We start from the raw sequence: 18575 nt of genomic DNA, 5'->3' as shown, positions 1-18575 counted from the left end.
ATGAAATTCATAAATAAGAGTGTTTGGTTAATCCCATGTTTGGTATTGGGATTAATGAGCTCATGCGATTTTTTGAGTGTTGACAAATATTTTGATGATACATTGAAATATGACTCGGTATTTGCCAACCGGGTAAATTTGGAGAAATATTTATGGGGAACGGCAGGAGAGTTGCCGGATGAGAGTAAGATATTTGGAAATGACGAAACTCCCGGTATTACGGCTGCCGATGATATATTTACGTTGATGGGCTATGACTTGTTCCATGGAAAAGCATTGACTTTAGGACTTGTTTCTGCTGCCAATACTCAGGGATTAGGAGTATGGAGTACCTGTTATAAGGTAATTCGTAAAGCGAATCTTATTTTGAACAGAATGGACGAATGTACGAATATTACGCCTTTGCAAAAACAGGAGTTATTGGGTTACACTCATTTTCTTCGTGGGTATGCTTATTATTATATTCTGATGAATTATGGTCCGGCAGTACTCTTGGGTGATGAGGTTCTGGAAACGAATGAAGAGGCGGAGTATTATGATCGGGCTCGTGCCACGTATGATGAGACAGTGGAATACATTTGTTCCGAACTGGAAATAGCTGCTAAATACATTCCAGCGGATGTTTCTGTCGTAAATTATGGCCGTCCTTCAAAGGGGGCAGCTTACGCAATTATAGCCCGCGTACGTTTACAGGCGGCTAGTCCGGCATTTAATGGAGGAACGGCAGCTTATCGCTATTTTGGAAACTGGAAACGTGGTACGGATGGAGTACAATATGTATCCCAAACCTATGATGAAAGAAAATGGGCATTGGCAGCTGCTGCTGCCAAGCGTGTAATGGATATGGATGGCGGACAACGCTATACATTGCATACGGTAGGAGCCTCAAGTTCCGGCGCATATGTTACCCCTGAGTTGCCGGAAGGTGTTCCTACGGAAACTTTTCCGAATGGCGCCGGAGGAATCGACCCTTTGAAATCTTATACGGATATGTTTAATGGAGAAACTTATTCGACACAAAATAAAGAATTGATCTGGGCGCGTAATTCAGGAGAAGTGGCAGAGTATACCCGTCAATCTTTCCCGGCAGTCATGGGAGGATATAGCGGTATGTGCCTGACACAGAAATTAGTGGATGCTTATAAGACGCGTAACGGAAAAACAATTCAGGAAGCTGCTCCCGATGAATATTCGGAAGAAGGTAATACGACAAGGGTTCAGACATTCTCTGGTTATCGCTTAAATAGAGGTACTTATAATATGTACAGTAATCGTGAGATGCGATTCTATGCTTGTGTAGGATTTAGTGGTTGTTATTGGCCGGGAACTTCTTGTAGTAATAGCGGTTCTTTCAATTTGACGGTGAATTATTATATGAATGGTAATGCAGGAAAGAATATGGCTACCGGAGACCATAAGGATAGAAATTATGCTGTAACCGGATATGTATTGAAGAAATATATTCATCCTTCAGACAATTGGTATAATGGTAACGGCTCTGCTCGTGTAGCCAAAGCCTTTCCGATTATTCGTTACGCTGAAATTCTTTTGTCTTATGCGGAAGCCATCAATCATTTAAATTCTACGCATACGGTAACCATGGAGAGTGGCGAAACTTATGAACTCTCGAGAGCCGGTAATTTGCAGGATATGATCACAGCGTTCAATATGATTCGCTATAGAGCAGGCTTGCCGGGATTACGGGCACAGGATTATGCAACTGAGGAGGATATGGATGCACAGATCGTGACAGAACGTATGGTTGAGTTTTTGGGTGAAGGACGTCGTTTCTATGATATTCGCCGTTGGGGTATTTATGAAGAGGAAGAAGGCAAACCTATCGAGGGTATGAATATAGACGGACTTGAAAACGAATTTTTCCAGCGTACAGTTGTCAATCATGCGGACTATCGTAACCGGGTGGTTGATAAAAAAACAGTGTTTTTGCCTATTCCCCGGAATGAAGTGAGAAAAGCTCCTAAGTTGGATCAGAATCCGGGATGGGATGATTAATATAAACCTATGTATTTAAGGAAAAGAACATGAAAACAAGTCGTATATTATTGGCAGCTGCTGTAACTTTTTGCATGACAGCTTGTAATGAAGATGCACAGTTTGATAAGGAATTGTACAAGAAAGTGATAAATGTCTTAAGCGATGATAACCTGGTTTTTTCAGTGAACCATGATCTGAATAAGCAAGAGTCCACCGGATATATAAGTATCGGATGTGGAGGAACCAAGCATATAGATACGGATGTATTGGTGGAACTGGAACCGGATAATGAAGCGCTGGCAGAGTATAACCGATTGAATTTTGATATTGATGAGTCGAAGTTTGCCCACGCACTCGACCCACAGCGGTACGATATACCTGATATGACCACCGTATTGAAAGCGGAGAGTGAAGATAATTATGGTACTATTCCGGTACATGTACGTCCGGAAGGTTTGTCTCCCGATTCTATTTATCTGATTCCTCTTCGAATTAAAAGTGTATCGGCTTATGAAATTAATCCGGATAAACGTACGGTTCTATACCGCGTTTTGCTGAAAAATGATTATGCTCTTCAATCGCCTTCAACTACTTACTCGACGGTAGGTATGGATATATTCTATAAGGAAAATGGAGAAGATATCGACCGGTATAGTTCGTTCTCATTGACACGTCCGGTTGTTCCCTTGACAAAGAATTCGATTCGTTGTTTTGCCGGTATGAATACGTATGATGTTTCTAAATTGACGAAAGAGGATATTCAGAAATATGCGATACGTATAACAGTGAATGAGGATGCGACTTTGACAATAACTTCGGTGGGTACCATGCAGGTTGAAATGGTAGATAGCAGTGAAAGCAATTTATATGTAGAGACGAAGACCAATTTGGATAGAATTCAAAGGTTCTATTTACATTACCGGTATCGTCTGTTGAAAGACGGATGTGACGGTAGTAATGGCGATGCCGATTATGACGTTTGGCACGATATAGAAGAAACGATGACAAAGAAAGAACCTTTGATCAATTCATAAGGTAAAAAGGTATTGTTTTCAGTGATTTTTTGAATACAGGTCTCATGGATAGAGATGTACAACCAATCGTTCCATGGGACCTGTTTTTATTAAGGTAGCATTTTTTTACAGACGTAATACTTATGGTAAATACTATAATTCGGAAAATACTTATTTTATTGTTTGTTGCAGGAACGACGGGTATCACAAAACTGGAAGCTGCTTCGGCGAAAGCTCCGGTCGATTATGTGAATCCATATATGGGGAATATCAGTCATTTGCTGGTTCCTACCTATCCGATCGTACATCTGCCCAACAGTATGTTAAGAGTTTATCCGCAGCGTGGTGATTATACTTCGGATAAAATTCATGGGCTCCCGTTGATACAGATCAGCCATCGCGGTTCTTTTGCTTTTAACCTGTCGCCTTTTCAGGGGGATGCATCCGGATTGTCCCGGGTAATCAATTTTGAGTATGATAACGAGGTGACCAAACCTTATCACTATCAGGTGGATTTATGCAATCAGCAGTTACATGTAGAGTTTGCACCTTCGCACCAATCGGCAATTTATCATTTTGATTATAAGGAAGATAAAACTCCTTATCTCATATTAAATGCCGGAAATGGTGAATTGGAGGTTAGCGGTAACGTGATTTCCGGTTATCAGAATATGTGGAATAACCTGCGGGTATATATCTATATGGAGACGGATACGGAGCCGACGAAGACGGGTACTCTCCAATCTGATAAATGGGAGGAAGGCAAACGCAAGGCAAAAGGGGATAATACCTGCGTGGTGGTCGGCTGGGATGCCGCTCCGCTTTCGTTGAATGTCCGTTATGGAATTTCGTATATCAGTGTGGAGCAAGCGAAAAGGAACTTGCGAAGAGAGATCAAAGACTTTGATCTGAAAAAGGTAACGTCGGCAGGACGCAAAATCTGGAACGAAGAACTTGGAAAAATCAGTGTTTCCGGTGGAACGGAAAATGACCGTTTCGTTTTCTATACTTCTCTGTACCGTTGCCTGGAACGTCCGGTAAACATCAGTGAAGAAGGCCGCTATTTCTGTGTATACGATAATCGGATACATGAAGACGGTGGTTATGCTTACTATACGGACGACTGGATTTGGGATAGTTATCGGGCGGCCCATCCTTTACGAATATTGACCGACCGGAAAAAACATACGGATGTCATCCGTTCATTTCTGAGGATGTCCGAGTTCAGTTCGGACCATTGGTTTCCTAATTTTCCGGAAGTGACGGGAGATTCGCGCCGGATGAATTGCAATCATGGAGTTTCTGTCATAGCGGATGCCTGGTATAAAGGAGTACGTGATTTTGATTTACAGAAGGCCTATACCTATACGAAGGCTGCCATTGAAGAAAAGACGCTGGCTCCCTGGTCGAGTGCAAAGGCCGGATGGATAGACCGTTTTTATAAAGAGAAAGGATATATCCCGTCATTGGCATCGGGAGAACAGGAAACGGTGCCTGAAGTGAACTCTTTTGAGAAACGGCAATCGGTCGCTGTAACGTTAGGGACAGCTTATGACCAGTGGTGTCTGTCGCGTATCGCTTCTGCTCTCGGATTGGAGAAGGAAGCGGATCATTATGTGTCCTGTTCTTACAACTATCGTAATTTGTTTAATCCCCAAACCTCTTTCTTCCACCCCAAGGATAAGGATGGCCGGTTTTTAGAGCCTTTTGATTATCGTTTTTCCGGGGGACTCGGTGCACGTGAATATTATGGAGAAAACAACGGTTGGATTTATCGGTGGGACGTTCAGCATAACTTCGGCGATTTGGTAAATATGATGGGAGGCGCTTCGGCTTTTGTTAAAAACCTGGATGCCACCTTCAGTGAATGGTTGGGGAAACCGAAGTACGAATTTTACGCCCAACTCCCTGATCACACAGGAAATGTAGGGCAATTTTCTATGGCTAACGAGCCTTCTCTACACATTCCTTATCTGTACAACTATGCACAGGCCCCTTGGAAAACCCAGCAGCGGATCCGTTCGCTGGTTCATCAGTGGTTTCGGAATGATTTGATGGGAGTTCCCGGAGATGAAGACGGTGGCGGTCTTTCTTCCTTTGTCGTTTTCTCAATGATGGGCTTTTATCCGGTTACACCGGGCTTGCCGGTATATCATATCGGAAGTCCTTTCTTCTCTTCCGTAAAAATGAAGTTGAGTAATGGAAAGGTCTTGGAGATTGTTGCCCGTAATTGTTCGGTTGATAATAAATATATTCAGTCGGCTAAGCTGAATGGTAAAGTATGGTCAAAGCCCTGGTTTCGTCATGAAGATATAGAAAACGGAGGAAAACTCGAATTTGTAATGGGTAATCAATGTAATACGGAATGGGGAGCGAGTGCCGATGATGTACCTCCCTCACTTAATGTAATGGAACATAAACACAACTACTAAACTATATACCTATGAGATTTAAATTTTTATTATTATCACTTTTAGCAATTCAGGGCTGTAAATCACCTGATATTCAAGAAGCGGAAATTTATACTACATCCGAGCAGGCTCAGTGGCAGAGGTCGCCCGTGCAGGTCCAGAGGCAGACAGACGCGGATGCCGACGTTATTGTTTCGGATACGGAAGAACAGGTGATTGACGGTTTTGGCGGATGCTTTAATGAATTAGGATGGGATGCTTTGTCTTTACTGTCCGAAGGGCAGCGTGATACGGTATTAAATGCTTTGTTTGGCCCGGATGGCGTGCATTTTACATTCTGCCGTTTACCGGTCGGTGCGAATGACTATGCCCGTGACTGGTATAGTTATAATGAAACTCCGGGAGATTTTGAAATGAAGAATTTCAGTATAGAGCGCGATAAGGGTGGGGTGATACCCTATATAAAAGCCGCATTAGCCATCAATCCGAATCTCAAGTTATGGGCTTCACCCTGGAGTCCTCCTGTCTGGATGAAAGCCACCAAACATTATGCGACTGCTCCCGGTGAGCACAACGATTTCAGAGAAGGAAATGAAGTGGCCGGTGATCATCTTATACAAGAGCCCGAATATCTGACTGCTTATGCGCTTTATTTATCCAAATTCATTGATGAGTATAAACAGAATGGCATTGATGTTTCGCTGTTGTATTTTCAGAATGAACCCTATACAAAGCACCAATGGCCCAATTGCAGTTGGCTTCCGAAGTCGATGGCCAATTTTATCGGGAAATATTTAGGACCGGTATTTAGCGAGAAGCATCCGAATGTCGATTTATGGTTCGGTACTTTTAACTGCAATAAGATGGCAGATTTGGCTTGTGTGATGGAAGATACTGATGCCGCCCAATATATCCGTGGCATCGGATTGCAGTGGGAAGGAAAAGATATTGTGGCTGATGTTCATCAAAAATACCTTGATATGAAACTGATGCAGACAGAAAACGAGTGTGGCGGCGGTACTTTTGACTGGGGAGCGGCAGAACATACATTTGACTTGCTGAATACCTATTTGAACGGAGGTGTGAACTCTTATATGTACTGGAATATGGTTTTGCAGGATGATGGTGCCAGTTCTTGGGGATGGAGACAAAATGCGATGATACGTATCGACTCACAGACGAAACAGGTCATTTATACACCGGAGTTTTATGTGATGAAGCATTTGAGCCATTTCGTGAAGAAAGGCGCTCGTCGGCTGAGTGTATCGAAAGGAGATAATGTATTGGCATTTAAAAATCCGGATGGACAGGTAGTTATTCTTTGCGCCAATAAAGATACGGAAGAACGGAATATCAGGATAGCCTGCAAAGGACATGTGGCCAATGTAAAACTGGCTCCCAAAACATTTAACACGATAACCCTTTAAACTTTTAAATATTTAAACTACAAACTTACATGATGAAGATTCTTAAATTAATCGGATGCTCGTTATCTCTGTTGGCATTGCCGTTGGCAGGGCAGGCACAGAACGGTGGCGAGCTGTTCCGCGACATGAATGCTCCTCAGCATGAACGTCTTTTAGATTTGCTCTCCAGATTGACGATAGAGGAAAAAATCTCTTTGCTGGTGAATGATGCAAGAGAGATTCCCCGCTTGAATATTGATAAATATTATCATGGAAACGAAGCTTTGCACGGTATTGTCCGCCCGGGTGAGTTTACGGTATTTCCTCAAGCTATCGGGTTGGCGGCAACTTGGAATCCCGGGCTGATTTTTGAGGTCTCTTCCGCCATTTCGGATGAGGCGCGGGGACGTTGGAAAGAGCTGGATTATGGTAAGAAACAAATAGCCGGTGCCAGTGACTTGCTGACTTTCTGGTCGCCTACTGTAAATATGGCCCGTGACCCGCGTTGGGGCAGAACTCCGGAGACTTACGGAGAAGATCCGTTTCTGACCGGAGTGATCGGCTGCGAGTTTGTCAAGGGCTTGCAAGGCGATCATCCCCGTTATTTGAAAACGGTTTCTACTCCTAAACACTTTGCTGCCAATAATGAGGAGCACAACCGTTCGAGCTGTAATGCAAAAATGTCCGAACGGGACTTACGAGAGTTCTACCTGCCTTCTTTCGAACGTTGTATCGTTGATGCAAAGGCGCAGTCCATCATGATGGCCTACAATGCGGTGAACGGGGTTCCCTGTACAGTCAATACCTACCTGATAAAGAATGTATTGCGTGGAGACTGGGGCTTTAACGGTTATATTGTTTCAGATTGCAGCGCCCCCGAGTGGATGGTGACTAAACATAAATATGTGAGAGATCTGGACGCAGCTGCGACATTAGCTATTAAAGCCGGACTCGATTTGGAGTGCGGTGACCGTGTATATACGGCTCCGTTATTGAAAGCCTATAACGAATCGATGGTAAGCAAAGCCGATATCGACTCTGCCGCTTACCGGGTTTTGCGGGGCAGAATGCTCCTGGGGCTTTTTGACGATCCTTCTCAGAATCCCTATAATCAGATAGAGCCCTCTGTTATCGGTTGTAAGAAGCATCAGGAACTGGCATTGGAAACTGCACGGCAAAGTATGGTTCTTCTGAAAAATCAGAAAAACTTCTTGCCTTTAAATTTAAAGAAAGTAAAGTCCATTGCTGTAGTGGGTATCAATGCCGGTCACTGTGAATTTGGAGATTATAGCGGCATTCCGAAGAACGCTCCCGTTTCTGTGCTCGATGGTATCAGGAAGTATGCTGAAAAAGCGAATGTGGAAGTTGTATATGCCCCTTGGGTATCTACGGGCTCGGATTTTGATCCGATTAGCAAGAACTACTTCCCGAACGGCTTGAAAGCAGAGTATTTCACAAATAGCAAGTTGGAAGGTACACCGTCGGTTCGTACGGAGGAAGAGTTGATTTATGATCCCGCCAGCCGTCCTGATCCGTTCCAGCCGCAGGCACCCATGTCCATTCGCTGGACCGGTGTTCTTAAACCGGCCGTTTCGGGAGAATACACATTGGGACTGAAAACGGACGACGGTTGCCGTCTGTTTCTGGATGGAAAGAAACTGATTGACTCGTGGACAGAACGAAGTGCCCAGATGGATAATGTAATAGTGAAGTTGGAAGCCGGCAGAGAATATAACTTGCAGGTGGAATATTTTGATGGCGGCGGAGATTGTTTTGCGCGTCTTTATTGGAAGGTACCTACTACCGATCAGGTAGATCGTTTGGCATTGTTTGGCGATGCCGGTAAGGCTGCCAAAGAGTGTGATGTAACCGTTGCCGTTTTGGGTATCAATAAATCGATCGAGAGAGAAGGGCAGGATCGTTACTCTTTGGAGTTACCTACCGATCAGCAGGAGTTTATCCGTGAACTCTACAAGGTAAATCCGAATACGGTGGTCGTGTTAGTTGCCGGAAGCTCCTTGGCTATTAACTGGATCGATGAAAATGTTCCGGCCATATTGAATGCCTGGTATCCCGGCGAACAGGGTGGAACAGCTATTGCAGAGGTATTGTTTGGCGATTACAATCCGGGCGGCCGCCTTCCGTTGACTTATTATAACTCATTGGACGAGCTTCCTTCTTTCGATAACTACTCAGTACAAAACAGAACTTATCAGTATTTCAAGGGTAAGCCTTTATATGAGTTTGGTTACGGGTTGAGCTATACGAAGTTCAACTACAAGAGGAAGAATGTTTCGATAGCCAATGATACGATCGATATTACATTCAAGGTATCCAATGCCGGTAAATACGATGGTGATGAAGTGGCTCAGGTATATGTTCAGTATCCGGAGACAGGTACTTATATGCCTCTGAAACAGTTGAGAGGTTTCTCCAGAGTACATATAAAGAAAGGGAACTCCGCAGACGTAACCATTTCCGTACCGAAAAAGGAACTGCGCTATTGGGATGAGAAAACCCGGCAGTTCGTGACTCCTGAGGGTAAATATGTGTTCCTGATAGGAAGCTCGTCTGAAGATATTAAACTTCAGGAAACCATTGAATTATAATATCTCCCTAATTAAGAAAAGAAGAATGAAAAAACTTATATTTACTTTATGTCTGGGTGCTATCGCTATCACTGGTGTAGCGCAAAATGAACCTTACAAGAATCCGGATTTATCTCCGGAACAGCGTGCGGAGGATTTATTGGGGCGGTTGACTTTGGAAGAAAAAGTACGGCTGATGCAAAACGAATCTTTCCCGGTGGAGCGGTTGGGTATTGCCCATTATGACTGGTGGAATGAGGCGCTGCACGGAGTAGCCCGTGCCGGAATAGCTACGGTATTTCCCATTACAATGGGAATGGCTTCCACTTTTGATGATAAGCTGGTAGAAGATGTGTTTACGGTTGTCAGTGATGAGGCCCGTGCCAAATACCATAATGCACATCGGGAAGGCCGTAGAGGGGTACGTTGTGAGGGATTGACTTTTTGGACACCGAACGTGAATATCTTCCGTGACCCGCGTTGGGGACGCGGACAGGAGACCTATGGGGAAGATCCTTACCTGACCAGCCGTATGGGAGTTGCAGTCGTTAATGGGCTGCAAGGCCCTGCCGATGCCAAATATGACAAACTTCATGCCTGTGCCAAACACTATGCCGTGCATAGTGGTCCGGAAGCCAAACGCCATTATTTCAATGCGGAGAATATTTCTCCCCGCGATTTGTGGGAAACTTATTTGCCGGCCTTTAAAGACCTGGTACAGGAAGCGGATGTAAAAGAGGTGATGTGCGCCTATAACCGTTTTGAAGGAGATCCTTGTTGTGGCAGCAATCGTCTGTTGACTCAGATTCTGCGTGATGAATGGGGATATAAACACATGGTGGTAAGTGACTGTGGAGCTATCAGCGATTTCTTTTATAAAGACCGCCATGCCACTCATAAGGATGCGGCGGATGCAAGTGCCGCTGCCGTACTAAGCGGTACTGATCTGGAATGCGGTATTGAATATGCCCATCTGGAAGAAGCGGTAAAGAAAGGGCTTATTTCGGAAGAACGGATCAATACAAGCCTGCGTCGTCTGTTGAAGGCCCGTTTTGAACTGGGAGAGATGGACGATGATACTCTGGTTCCGTGGAGTAAAATCAGTATCGATACAGTGGATTGTGAAACCCATAAGCAGATGGCTTTGGATGTAACCCGTAAGTCTATGGTATTGCTGCATAACAACGGTGTGCTTCCGCTTGCCAAAACAGGTACGCGTATTGCCGTTATGGGGCCGAACGCAGTGGATTCTGTGATGCAATGGGGTAATTATAAAGGGACTCCGTCACACACATCCACCATTTTGGAAGGAATACGAAATAAGATTGGTAACGTGCCTTATGAAAAGGGCTGCGAGTTATTGACTAATCAGGTGTTCGATTCTTATTTCAGTGAGGTGTCCAACAATGGCAAACCGGGCTTCACCGGCACTTATTGGAATAATATGGATCTGAAAGGCGAAGTAGCCGCTATACAGCAGGTAAGCACCCCTTTCAATTTCAACAACGGTGGAAATACCGTTTATGCTCCGGGAGTCGGACTGTATAACTTCACTGCATCTTATGAAGGAACCTTCCGTCCGAAGAATAACGGTGATTATTCTCTGGTTATCGAGGGCGACGACGGGTATCGTGTCTATGTCAACGGTGAGAAAGTGATTGATTACTGGGGGGCACATGCCAGTGCAAAAAGAGAATATACACTGAAAGCTACTGCCGGAAAGGATTATAAAATCAAGGTAGAGTATATGCAGGCGGGTGCGGAAGCGTTGTTGCGCTTTGACATCGGTGTTTATCGTCAGATAACTCCTGAAGCAGTTGCCGGGAGAGTATCGGATGCTGATGTTGTGATTTTCGTTGGCGGAATTTCTCCGGATCTGGAGGGTGAAGACAAGTATTTTGTCAACTGCCCCGGTTTCAGTGGTGGTGACCGTACGACGATCGAACTGCCGGAAGTACAACGTAACATCTTGAAGGCATTGAAACAGGCCGGTAAAAAGGTGATCTTCGTGAACTGTTCCGGTTCGGCTATCGCTCTGGTACCCGAAACGAAATCATGTGATGCCATTCTACAGGCGTGGTATCCCGGACAAGCCGGAGGAACGGCTGTAGCGGATGTGCTGTTCGGTGATTATAATCCGAGTGGAAAACTGCCTGTCACTTTCTACAAGAATACGGATCAGTTACCTGATTTTGAAAACTACGACATGAAAGGACGTACTTACAGATACATGACGGAAACTCCTTTGTATCCTTTCGGCTACGGATTGAGCTATACTACTTTTGATATATCCAAAGGCCGTTTGAGTAAGAATGTGATCTCTACCAATCAGACGGTAACCTTCAAAGCCAATGTGAAGAATACAGGCAAGCGCGAAGGTACTGAGGTTGTTCAGGTATATGTCCGCAAAGTGGGTGATAAGGAAGGACCTGTCAAGACTCTCCGTGCTTTCCGTAGTATACCGTTGAAAGCCGGTAAATCGTCTGTCGTTTCTATTGACCTTCCGCCGAGAACGTTTGAATTCTTCGATCCGGAGACCAATACCATGCGTATCCTGCCGGGAGATTATGAAATTATGTATGGTAATAGCTCGGAAACGTTACCGGGAAATAAATTGAGTATCAGGCTGAAATGATGCTCTGAACGCTGAGACGAACTGTTTGTAAATTAGTTGGGAACGATGTTATTCACCGTCAGATAACATCGTTCTCATCGTTAAATAAAGTAAGAAATGAAAGATCATTTGAAATCATTTTTTGTAGGAGCGGCATTGTTCATGCTGATAGCTCCTGTATCTGCCAGGATTACTTTGCCTGCTTTTTTCACAGACAATATGGTAGTACAGCAAAATAGTATGCTGACTTTGGAAGGGAAAGCGAAGCCGCAGCGTACGGTAACGGTTGTAGCAAGTTGGAATAAGCAAAAATACACTGTCAAATCCCAGGCCGACGGTTCATTCCGGTTGGAGATACCGACACCTGTGGCTGGTGGCCCGTATACATTGACTCTTTCCGATGGAGAAAAATTGATATTGGATAATGTAATGTCCGGTGAAGTCTGGTTTTGTTCTGGCCAGTCGAATATGCAAATGCCGGTAGCGCAGTGGGGAGGAGTGATGAACTATGAACAGGAGACGGCAGAAGCACAATATCCCTCCATCCGTTTGTTGCAGATCGAGAGGAGGATCGGATATACTCCTGCTACGGATGTGGAGATCATCGGTGGCAGTTGGAAGGAATGCAGTCCGGTTACTGTTGCGGACTTTTCTGCTGTGGCTTATTTCTATGCCCGTGAGTTATGGAAGAATCTGAATGTTCCCATCGGGGTGATTGACTGTACTTGGGGAGGAACTCCTGCCGAGTCATGGACCAGTGCGGGTACATTGAAGCAAGTGGCGGAATTCCGGGAAAAACTGACTGAGATGGAGGCACTCGGCTTTGATAAAGAACGATTGATGGCAGCTTATCAAAAAGAGATGCAGGCATGGGAAAGAGAGTTTATGAACCGGGATGCCGGCTATGGAGAGGGACAGCCTTTATGGATATCTTCCTTGCAAACCGGTGACGGTTGGCAACCGATGCAACTTCCGGGATTCTGGGAACGGAACGGTCTGGATGGTTTTGATGGTGTTGTCTGGTTTCAACGTGAAATAGAAATCCCTGCGGCTTGGCAAGGAAAAGAGGTCAGGCTGTCTTTGGGAAAGATTGACGACGAAGATATTACTTACTATAACGGACAAGAAATAGCAAGGGGACAGGGGCACGCGACTCCCCGGTCTTATATGATTCCTGCCAACGAGGTAAAAGCCGGAAAGGGTGTTCTGACCATACGTGTGACCGATTATGGAGGTGAAGGAGGAATCAATGGCGCTCCCGAAGATTTATATGCAGAAGTTGGTGGCGAACGGATCTCACTGGCCGGAAAGTGGATTTACTGGATAGGTATGTCGGTTACCGATATTCCTGCGAAACCGGTTTCTCCCGAGAGTTCTCATTATCCCTCCGGGTTGTACAATGCCATGGTCAGTCCGTTAACTGCTTTCCCTGTTAAGGGTGTCATCTGGTATCAGGGAGAAGAAAATGCCAGTAGAGCCGAGCAATATGCTCCTTTGTTCCGGGCATTGATTGCCGACTGGCGGAAACAGTGGAAAATTGATTTGCCTTTCTACTTTGTACAATTGGCCGGTTATATGACTCCGCAGGAAGTACAGCCGGATTCCCGGTGGGCAGTTCTTCGCGAGGCACAGGCCGAGGCTTTGCATATAGCCAATACAGGGATGATAACAGCCGTCGATTTAGGCGATCCGTATGATATTCATCCGAAGAACAAACAGGATGTCGGTAAGCGGCTGGCGGCTTTGTCATTAGCCGATACTTACCGGAAAGGTACTTATCACATGCCGGTTTGTACAGGATATAAGGTTTATGACCGTACACTTGCTTTGGCATTCGATTCACCTGTACAAGCTAATGCAGGAGAAGTAAAAGGATTTGTATTGGCTGGTCCCGACGGAGTATTCTATCCGGCTAAAGCAACGTTGCAGCAAAATGGTAAAAGTGTCGTGCTGGAATCTCCTCAAGTGGAAATTCCCATTGCGGCACGTTACAACTGGGCCGACTGTCCGAATGGGAATCTGTATAGCCCGTCCGGAGTACCGGTAGGCCCTTTCCGCACAGACAAGTAGACGTAAAGAAAGAACCTGTCTGATTGCGTTGATTTTTCAGGCAGGTTCTTTTATCAAACGATGTTAACCGATATACGACGATGTTAACTTACTATATTATGAGAAAAAAATTATTTATCGCTTTGTTAGGCATCTGTTGTCTGCATGCGAGCGCACAAACTATTTTGCATAAATCGGCTACGCTTCCCCGGGTAGGCGATGAAATCTGTAAGCAGGAGATCAATTACTTCTCACCCGGTGAGCCGGGTCTGGAGCAAGTTTGGCAAATAGAGCAACTGACTCCGGTGAAGGAACAATATGAACTGGTTTATACCGGCAGTGATTCTCTCTTAACCGGTACGGAACACTGTACCATGTATAAATACCGCATACAGGGAGATTCTTTATGGAAAGTCGGCGTAGAAAATAGATCGACTTACCAGAAAGCCGTTTTTCCGGAACTTCTGGCTGTGTATCCTATGAAACTGAATGACCGTTTCGAAAGTCTGTTCGGCTATATCGGTGAGTATCAGCACGCGTATGGTATGGAGTTGTCAGGTAAGACTACCGTTACGGCAGATGCGGAAGGTATTCTCGTGATAGAGGGAGATACGGTACCGGATGTGTTGCGTGTACATACGCAGCGCCGGTTTGTTCAGGACCTGGATTTTCACGGTGTATACCGTGCGGTAGATGACTCTGCCGGATGGTTATGTAAATTCCATCCGGATAGCATTTTGTCCCGTATCCATGCGGATACCCTTATCACGCAAACGGATACCTACTCTTGGTATACTCCGGGTTATCGTTATCCTATTCTGGAAACAGTGGAGAACACATTGATTCGTCGTGGTACTCATGAATCTCATTTTCGAACGGCATTTTATTATTCACCGTCCGAGCAATATTATACTCTGAATGAAGATGCGGACAATCAACAGACACGTGAAGAAAGGTCCGTGCAGAAACAGAAAAAAGAGGAACAGTCCCGTAACGGCTCTTTCCCTTTGGGAGATGGTTTTGGTAAATGTAATTTTTATCAGGAGGATGCTCATCTGGTTGTAGAATATTTACTGACTGCTCCTTGTGAAGTCGAGATCGCTTTATACACTGTGCAGGGAGAGCTTTTGTCCGTCTTTCCAAAGAGGGAAATGCGTCCGGGGCAATATCGCGAATCTATCACCATCGATCCTTCTCTCTTTAGGCATTATATACTACGTTTGGTTGTCAATGGTAAAACCTATGGTGAGAAAATTTGAACATGAACTACTTTTAGAATACACTATTATGAAAAATCGACGAAACCTTTATAAACTGTTGGCACTTCTTTTGTCCGTTAACTTTGGATACAGCTGCACTCTTTATGCACAGAACGGAGAGATGCCTATTACCATTTCCCAACCCCAGATTGTTCCGGTTTCTCCGGAGGCTGCTGCAGTTCAGAAATACGTTTGCTATCCGGTGAATCATAGTACGGGATTGGCTGACATAACGATTCCTATTTATACAATAAAAGTGGGGGATATGGAACTTCCTATAACCTTGTCTTATCACTCCGCCGGCATTAAACTCCGTCAGTTGAGCGGTTGGGTAGGAACCAACTGGACCTTGAATGCGGAACCCTCCATTATGCGTGAGATCAGAGGTATTCCGGATGAGGAGAAATATGGAGGATATCTTACTGCCAAGTATTTTAATGAAAGAGAACAGAGCGATCCGGATAAAAAGACTCGTTTCTTAAAGCAGGTTGAAAAGAAGATTATCGATAGCGAACCCGATCGTTTTTATTATAAACTGGCAAAGCAGAGCGGCACATTCTATTTGGGTGTAGAAACTTCCGGGTTTAAACCGGTTACCCGTGTCAGTGCTTGTTGCACTCGTCCTTATGTTCCTATACATGTGGTCGGTTGGGAAATACTTGGGCCTAATGAACTTCATATAACGGATGATAATGGGCTCAGATATGAATTTGGTAGTGAAACGGACGGCTATACGGAAAAGACCGGAAATTATAATACTCGTTGGTTGTGTCGGAGAATTGTATCTAACAAAACCAGAGCAAATATCTCTTTTACATACACTGATTTCCAATCCGCACCGATCATATCGTCTTATTCTACCGATTATGTAGCTTTGGAAGAGTATTCGGGAACTTTCCGGAATAGTGGACAAGCACCTGATACACTTGATTTTGATTGTTTTTCTGTCAAAGAGAATACATTTCTGCGCCGCGAGGATTCTTTAAATGCTTCTAGAGCATATTCTGCATCTCCGGGTAACTACAGGTTGATATCCAAGCAAGGTGCCACCACATATTATTATCGTATTGAAAATGGCGAAGCGCGAGTTGCCGGTTCATATTCTAATTTTGAGGAATATCTGGTTCCCAGCCCTTATTTTGCAACTTCCGTACAAGAACGCAAATTAAATTCGATTCAATTTGACGATGGTTCTATTTCTTTTGTACAGGGCGGTGATATGAATTTGAGTACTATTACTGTTAAATCCAAGAGTGGGGAAATTATTCGAAAGGTTCAATTTTATATAACCCGCTATAACGAAAAAACGAGTCTTACTAAATTAGATTCGATAGTTGTCACTTCCGGTAGAACTCCTTTAGAGAGACAGGTTTATTCATTTCAATATAAAATGCCTTATAATGTCCAGTCAGAAGCCAGTTATGCAATGGATCACTGGGGATATTATAACGGGGAAAATGTCAGGAACCGCCTTCCTATTCCGTATGGGCGCTATTATTGTAATGACCAGTATTATTTTAATTTTGGTGACAGCGCCCGTAACTGTAATGAAGCCTGTATGCAGGTTGGAATTCTGACTGATATTTTTTCACCGGAGGGTGTACATACCAATTTTACCTACGAAGCCAACCGTTATGGAAAGATGTTCAGTGGAGATGCAAACTATGCGAAGGGTACCTATCTTGCCGGAGGCTTGCGTGTACAACGAATAAGGGAAAAGGATATGCATAGTGGCTTTTCAAGGACACGCGTGTTCTCTTATGCTCTTGCTAAACCGGAAGGGTCGGATGGTAAGTATAAAAAGGATCTTGGAGTGCCTAAACATGCTTTGACAGAGCGGGATTACTGTACACAGATGGAGCGGTTGACTATAATTCCTGCAAGTGGTAATACAAAGCTTTGCCGTTTACGGACCTGGGGGGCGAATCCAGTTTCCAATATCACTTTTAGCAATGGCAGCTCTGTTATTTATCCATACGTAAGAGAACAGGTTATTGATAATGCAGGTGTCGAAGAGAACCGTACGGATTATTTTTTTAGTGCTCCATATTGGGAACTCGCTGGCGGAATTCCTAATGATCCTTTTGATCCCCGTACTCAAGTTCGTCAGGATATCACTAAGCCTTTTGATCCGGATGACGGCTTAGAGGCTTTAAAGTATGGGCAACTGATAAAGAAAGAGATATATGAAGGCAATACCCTGCTTGAGCGCCGTGAGTACGAGTATAATTATTATAGAGATCCTATGAAGTTTAATGGTCCGGAGGTCATTATCGGTCGTCCTTATAAAACGCGTGCTTGCAATTTGGAAGAATACGGTGCTTATCCTCAAGAGATATATCAAGACTTTACCTGGGCTATAACGGCCGGAGCTTCCCGTTTGAAACGAGAACGTATTACCACTTTTGCGGACGATGGCAATAAAAGAACACAGACACGTGATTATATTTATTGTCCACAAAATTCAGGAGACCTGTTTGATAGTCCAGTGGAGACAACCGTGTGGTTTGCAACAAGGCACTTGAATCCTATACGGATACGTACTACTACTGGTAGTTCTGAAACGATCGAACATTTCATTTATCCGGAAGAGGCGAAAGATAGCATAACGGAAGATTTGGGACAAGATTTCTTGTTGCAATTGCATGCACTGAATAACTTGATAGCATATAAACGCATATGCGGAGCGGATACCACTACTCTGCGAAACGTTTATTCCGGTTTGGCTGTTCAAAAGGTACAAACGTGGAATCCGGTACTTTCTAACTTTGAAGATCGCCTTTCTTACACCTATACTCCTTATGGCAACATTAGTTCTGTCACTTCTGATGGTTCTACTACCAGCTATCTATGGTCATACTATAACCAACATCCGGTATTTAAAATGGAAGGAATGACGCTTGATGAAATAATTAAGAAAACACAATCCGATGGTACGTGGATTACGGATATGGAAAAGCAGGGAGCATACACAACTACTGCTGCGACGTATATGAAAATGCTTCAGGAAATGCCCGGTTATCGGGGATACTTCTATACTTATCGACCTTTGATCGGGGTCACTTCTATTAAAGGTCCGGACGGAATAACTACCTATTTTACCTATGATAGTTTTGGCCGTCTTGTCGAATCATACATTTGGGAGAATAATGTTAAGAAGACGATAACTGCTTTTGATTATAATTTCCCTACTCATTAATATCTGTTTCTATTTTCTATAGAAAGCAAGAGAACGATTGT

9 protein-coding genes are annotated in these 18575 nt (G+C 44.2%); all 9 read left to right on the top strand.

What is annotated here, in order from left to right:
* Window positions 1-2013 (top strand): RagB/SusD family nutrient uptake outer membrane protein, encoded by a 2013-nt coding sequence (locus HMPREF1532_RS07940; protein WP_005927404.1) that lies wholly within the window; start codon window positions 1-3, stop codon window positions 2011-2013.
* Window positions 2014-2042: 29 nt separating this feature from the next.
* Entirely contained in the window at window positions 2043-3029 is a 987-nt protein-coding gene (locus HMPREF1532_RS07935) for a BT_3044 domain-containing protein (protein ID WP_005927401.1), read from the top strand.
* A gap of 122 nt (window positions 3030-3151) precedes the next feature.
* Window positions 3152-5440 (top strand): GH92 family glycosyl hydrolase, encoded by a 2289-nt coding sequence (locus HMPREF1532_RS07930; protein ID WP_005927398.1) that lies wholly within the window; start codon window positions 3152-3154, stop codon window positions 5438-5440.
* An 11-nt stretch (window positions 5441-5451) separates the two neighbouring features.
* Window positions 5452-6846 carry a glycoside hydrolase family 30 protein gene (locus tag HMPREF1532_RS07925; RefSeq protein WP_005927396.1) on the top strand — a complete coding sequence of 465 codons (1395 nt, stop codon included), beginning with the start codon at window positions 5452-5454 and terminating at the stop codon, window positions 6844-6846.
* Window positions 6847-6878: 32 nt separating this feature from the next.
* Window positions 6879-9434 carry a glycoside hydrolase family 3 protein gene (locus tag HMPREF1532_RS07920; protein WP_025819014.1) on the top strand — a complete coding sequence of 852 codons (2556 nt, stop codon included), beginning with the start codon at window positions 6879-6881 and terminating at the stop codon, window positions 9432-9434.
* A gap of 25 nt (window positions 9435-9459) precedes the next feature.
* Window positions 9460-12048 (top strand): xylan 1,4-beta-xylosidase, encoded by a 2589-nt coding sequence (gene xyl3A, locus HMPREF1532_RS07915; RefSeq protein WP_005927390.1) that lies wholly within the window; start codon window positions 9460-9462, stop codon window positions 12046-12048.
* Window positions 12049-12144: 96 nt separating this feature from the next.
* Window positions 12145-14097 carry a sialate O-acetylesterase gene (locus tag HMPREF1532_RS07910; protein WP_005927387.1) on the top strand — a complete coding sequence of 651 codons (1953 nt, stop codon included), beginning with the start codon at window positions 12145-12147 and terminating at the stop codon, window positions 14095-14097.
* A gap of 98 nt (window positions 14098-14195) precedes the next feature.
* Window positions 14196-15335 carry a hypothetical protein gene (locus tag HMPREF1532_RS07905; RefSeq protein WP_005927384.1) on the top strand — a complete coding sequence of 380 codons (1140 nt, stop codon included), beginning with the start codon at window positions 14196-14198 and terminating at the stop codon, window positions 15333-15335.
* Between the two features lie 28 nt (window positions 15336-15363).
* Window positions 15364-18534 carry a hypothetical protein gene (locus HMPREF1532_RS07900; RefSeq protein ID WP_044094271.1) on the top strand — a complete coding sequence of 1057 codons (3171 nt, stop codon included), beginning with the start codon at window positions 15364-15366 and terminating at the stop codon, window positions 18532-18534.
* Window positions 18535-18575: the final 41 nt, after the last annotated feature.

Origin of the sequence: Bacteroides salyersiae WAL 10018 = DSM 18765 = JCM 12988, assembly GCF_000381365.1 — a bacterium.
Classification (GTDB): Bacteria; Bacteroidota; Bacteroidia; order Bacteroidales; family Bacteroidaceae; genus Bacteroides; species Bacteroides salyersiae.
Note: the sequence above shows the minus strand (reverse complement) of the source record. Positions and strands in the feature narration are given on the sequence as shown.

Coding starts and splice junctions, on each gene's coding strand:
- HMPREF1532_RS07940 (WP_005927404.1), top strand. CDS start 1: ATGAAATTCATAAATAAGAGTGTTTGGTTAATCCCATGTTTGGTATTG.
- HMPREF1532_RS07935 (WP_005927401.1), top strand. CDS start 2,043: ATGAAAACAAGTCGTATATTATTGGCAGCTGCTGTAACTTTTTGCATG.
- HMPREF1532_RS07930 (WP_005927398.1), top strand. CDS start 3,152: ATGGTAAATACTATAATTCGGAAAATACTTATTTTATTGTTTGTTGCA.
- HMPREF1532_RS07925 (WP_005927396.1), top strand. CDS start 5,452: ATGAGATTTAAATTTTTATTATTATCACTTTTAGCAATTCAGGGCTGT.
- HMPREF1532_RS07920 (WP_025819014.1), top strand. CDS start 6,879: ATGAAGATTCTTAAATTAATCGGATGCTCGTTATCTCTGTTGGCATTG.
- xyl3A (WP_005927390.1), top strand. CDS start 9,460: ATGAAAAAACTTATATTTACTTTATGTCTGGGTGCTATCGCTATCACT.
- HMPREF1532_RS07910 (WP_005927387.1), top strand. CDS start 12,145: ATGAAAGATCATTTGAAATCATTTTTTGTAGGAGCGGCATTGTTCATG.
- HMPREF1532_RS07905 (WP_005927384.1), top strand. CDS start 14,196: ATGAGAAAAAAATTATTTATCGCTTTGTTAGGCATCTGTTGTCTGCAT.
- HMPREF1532_RS07900 (WP_044094271.1), top strand. CDS start 15,364: ATGAAAAATCGACGAAACCTTTATAAACTGTTGGCACTTCTTTTGTCC.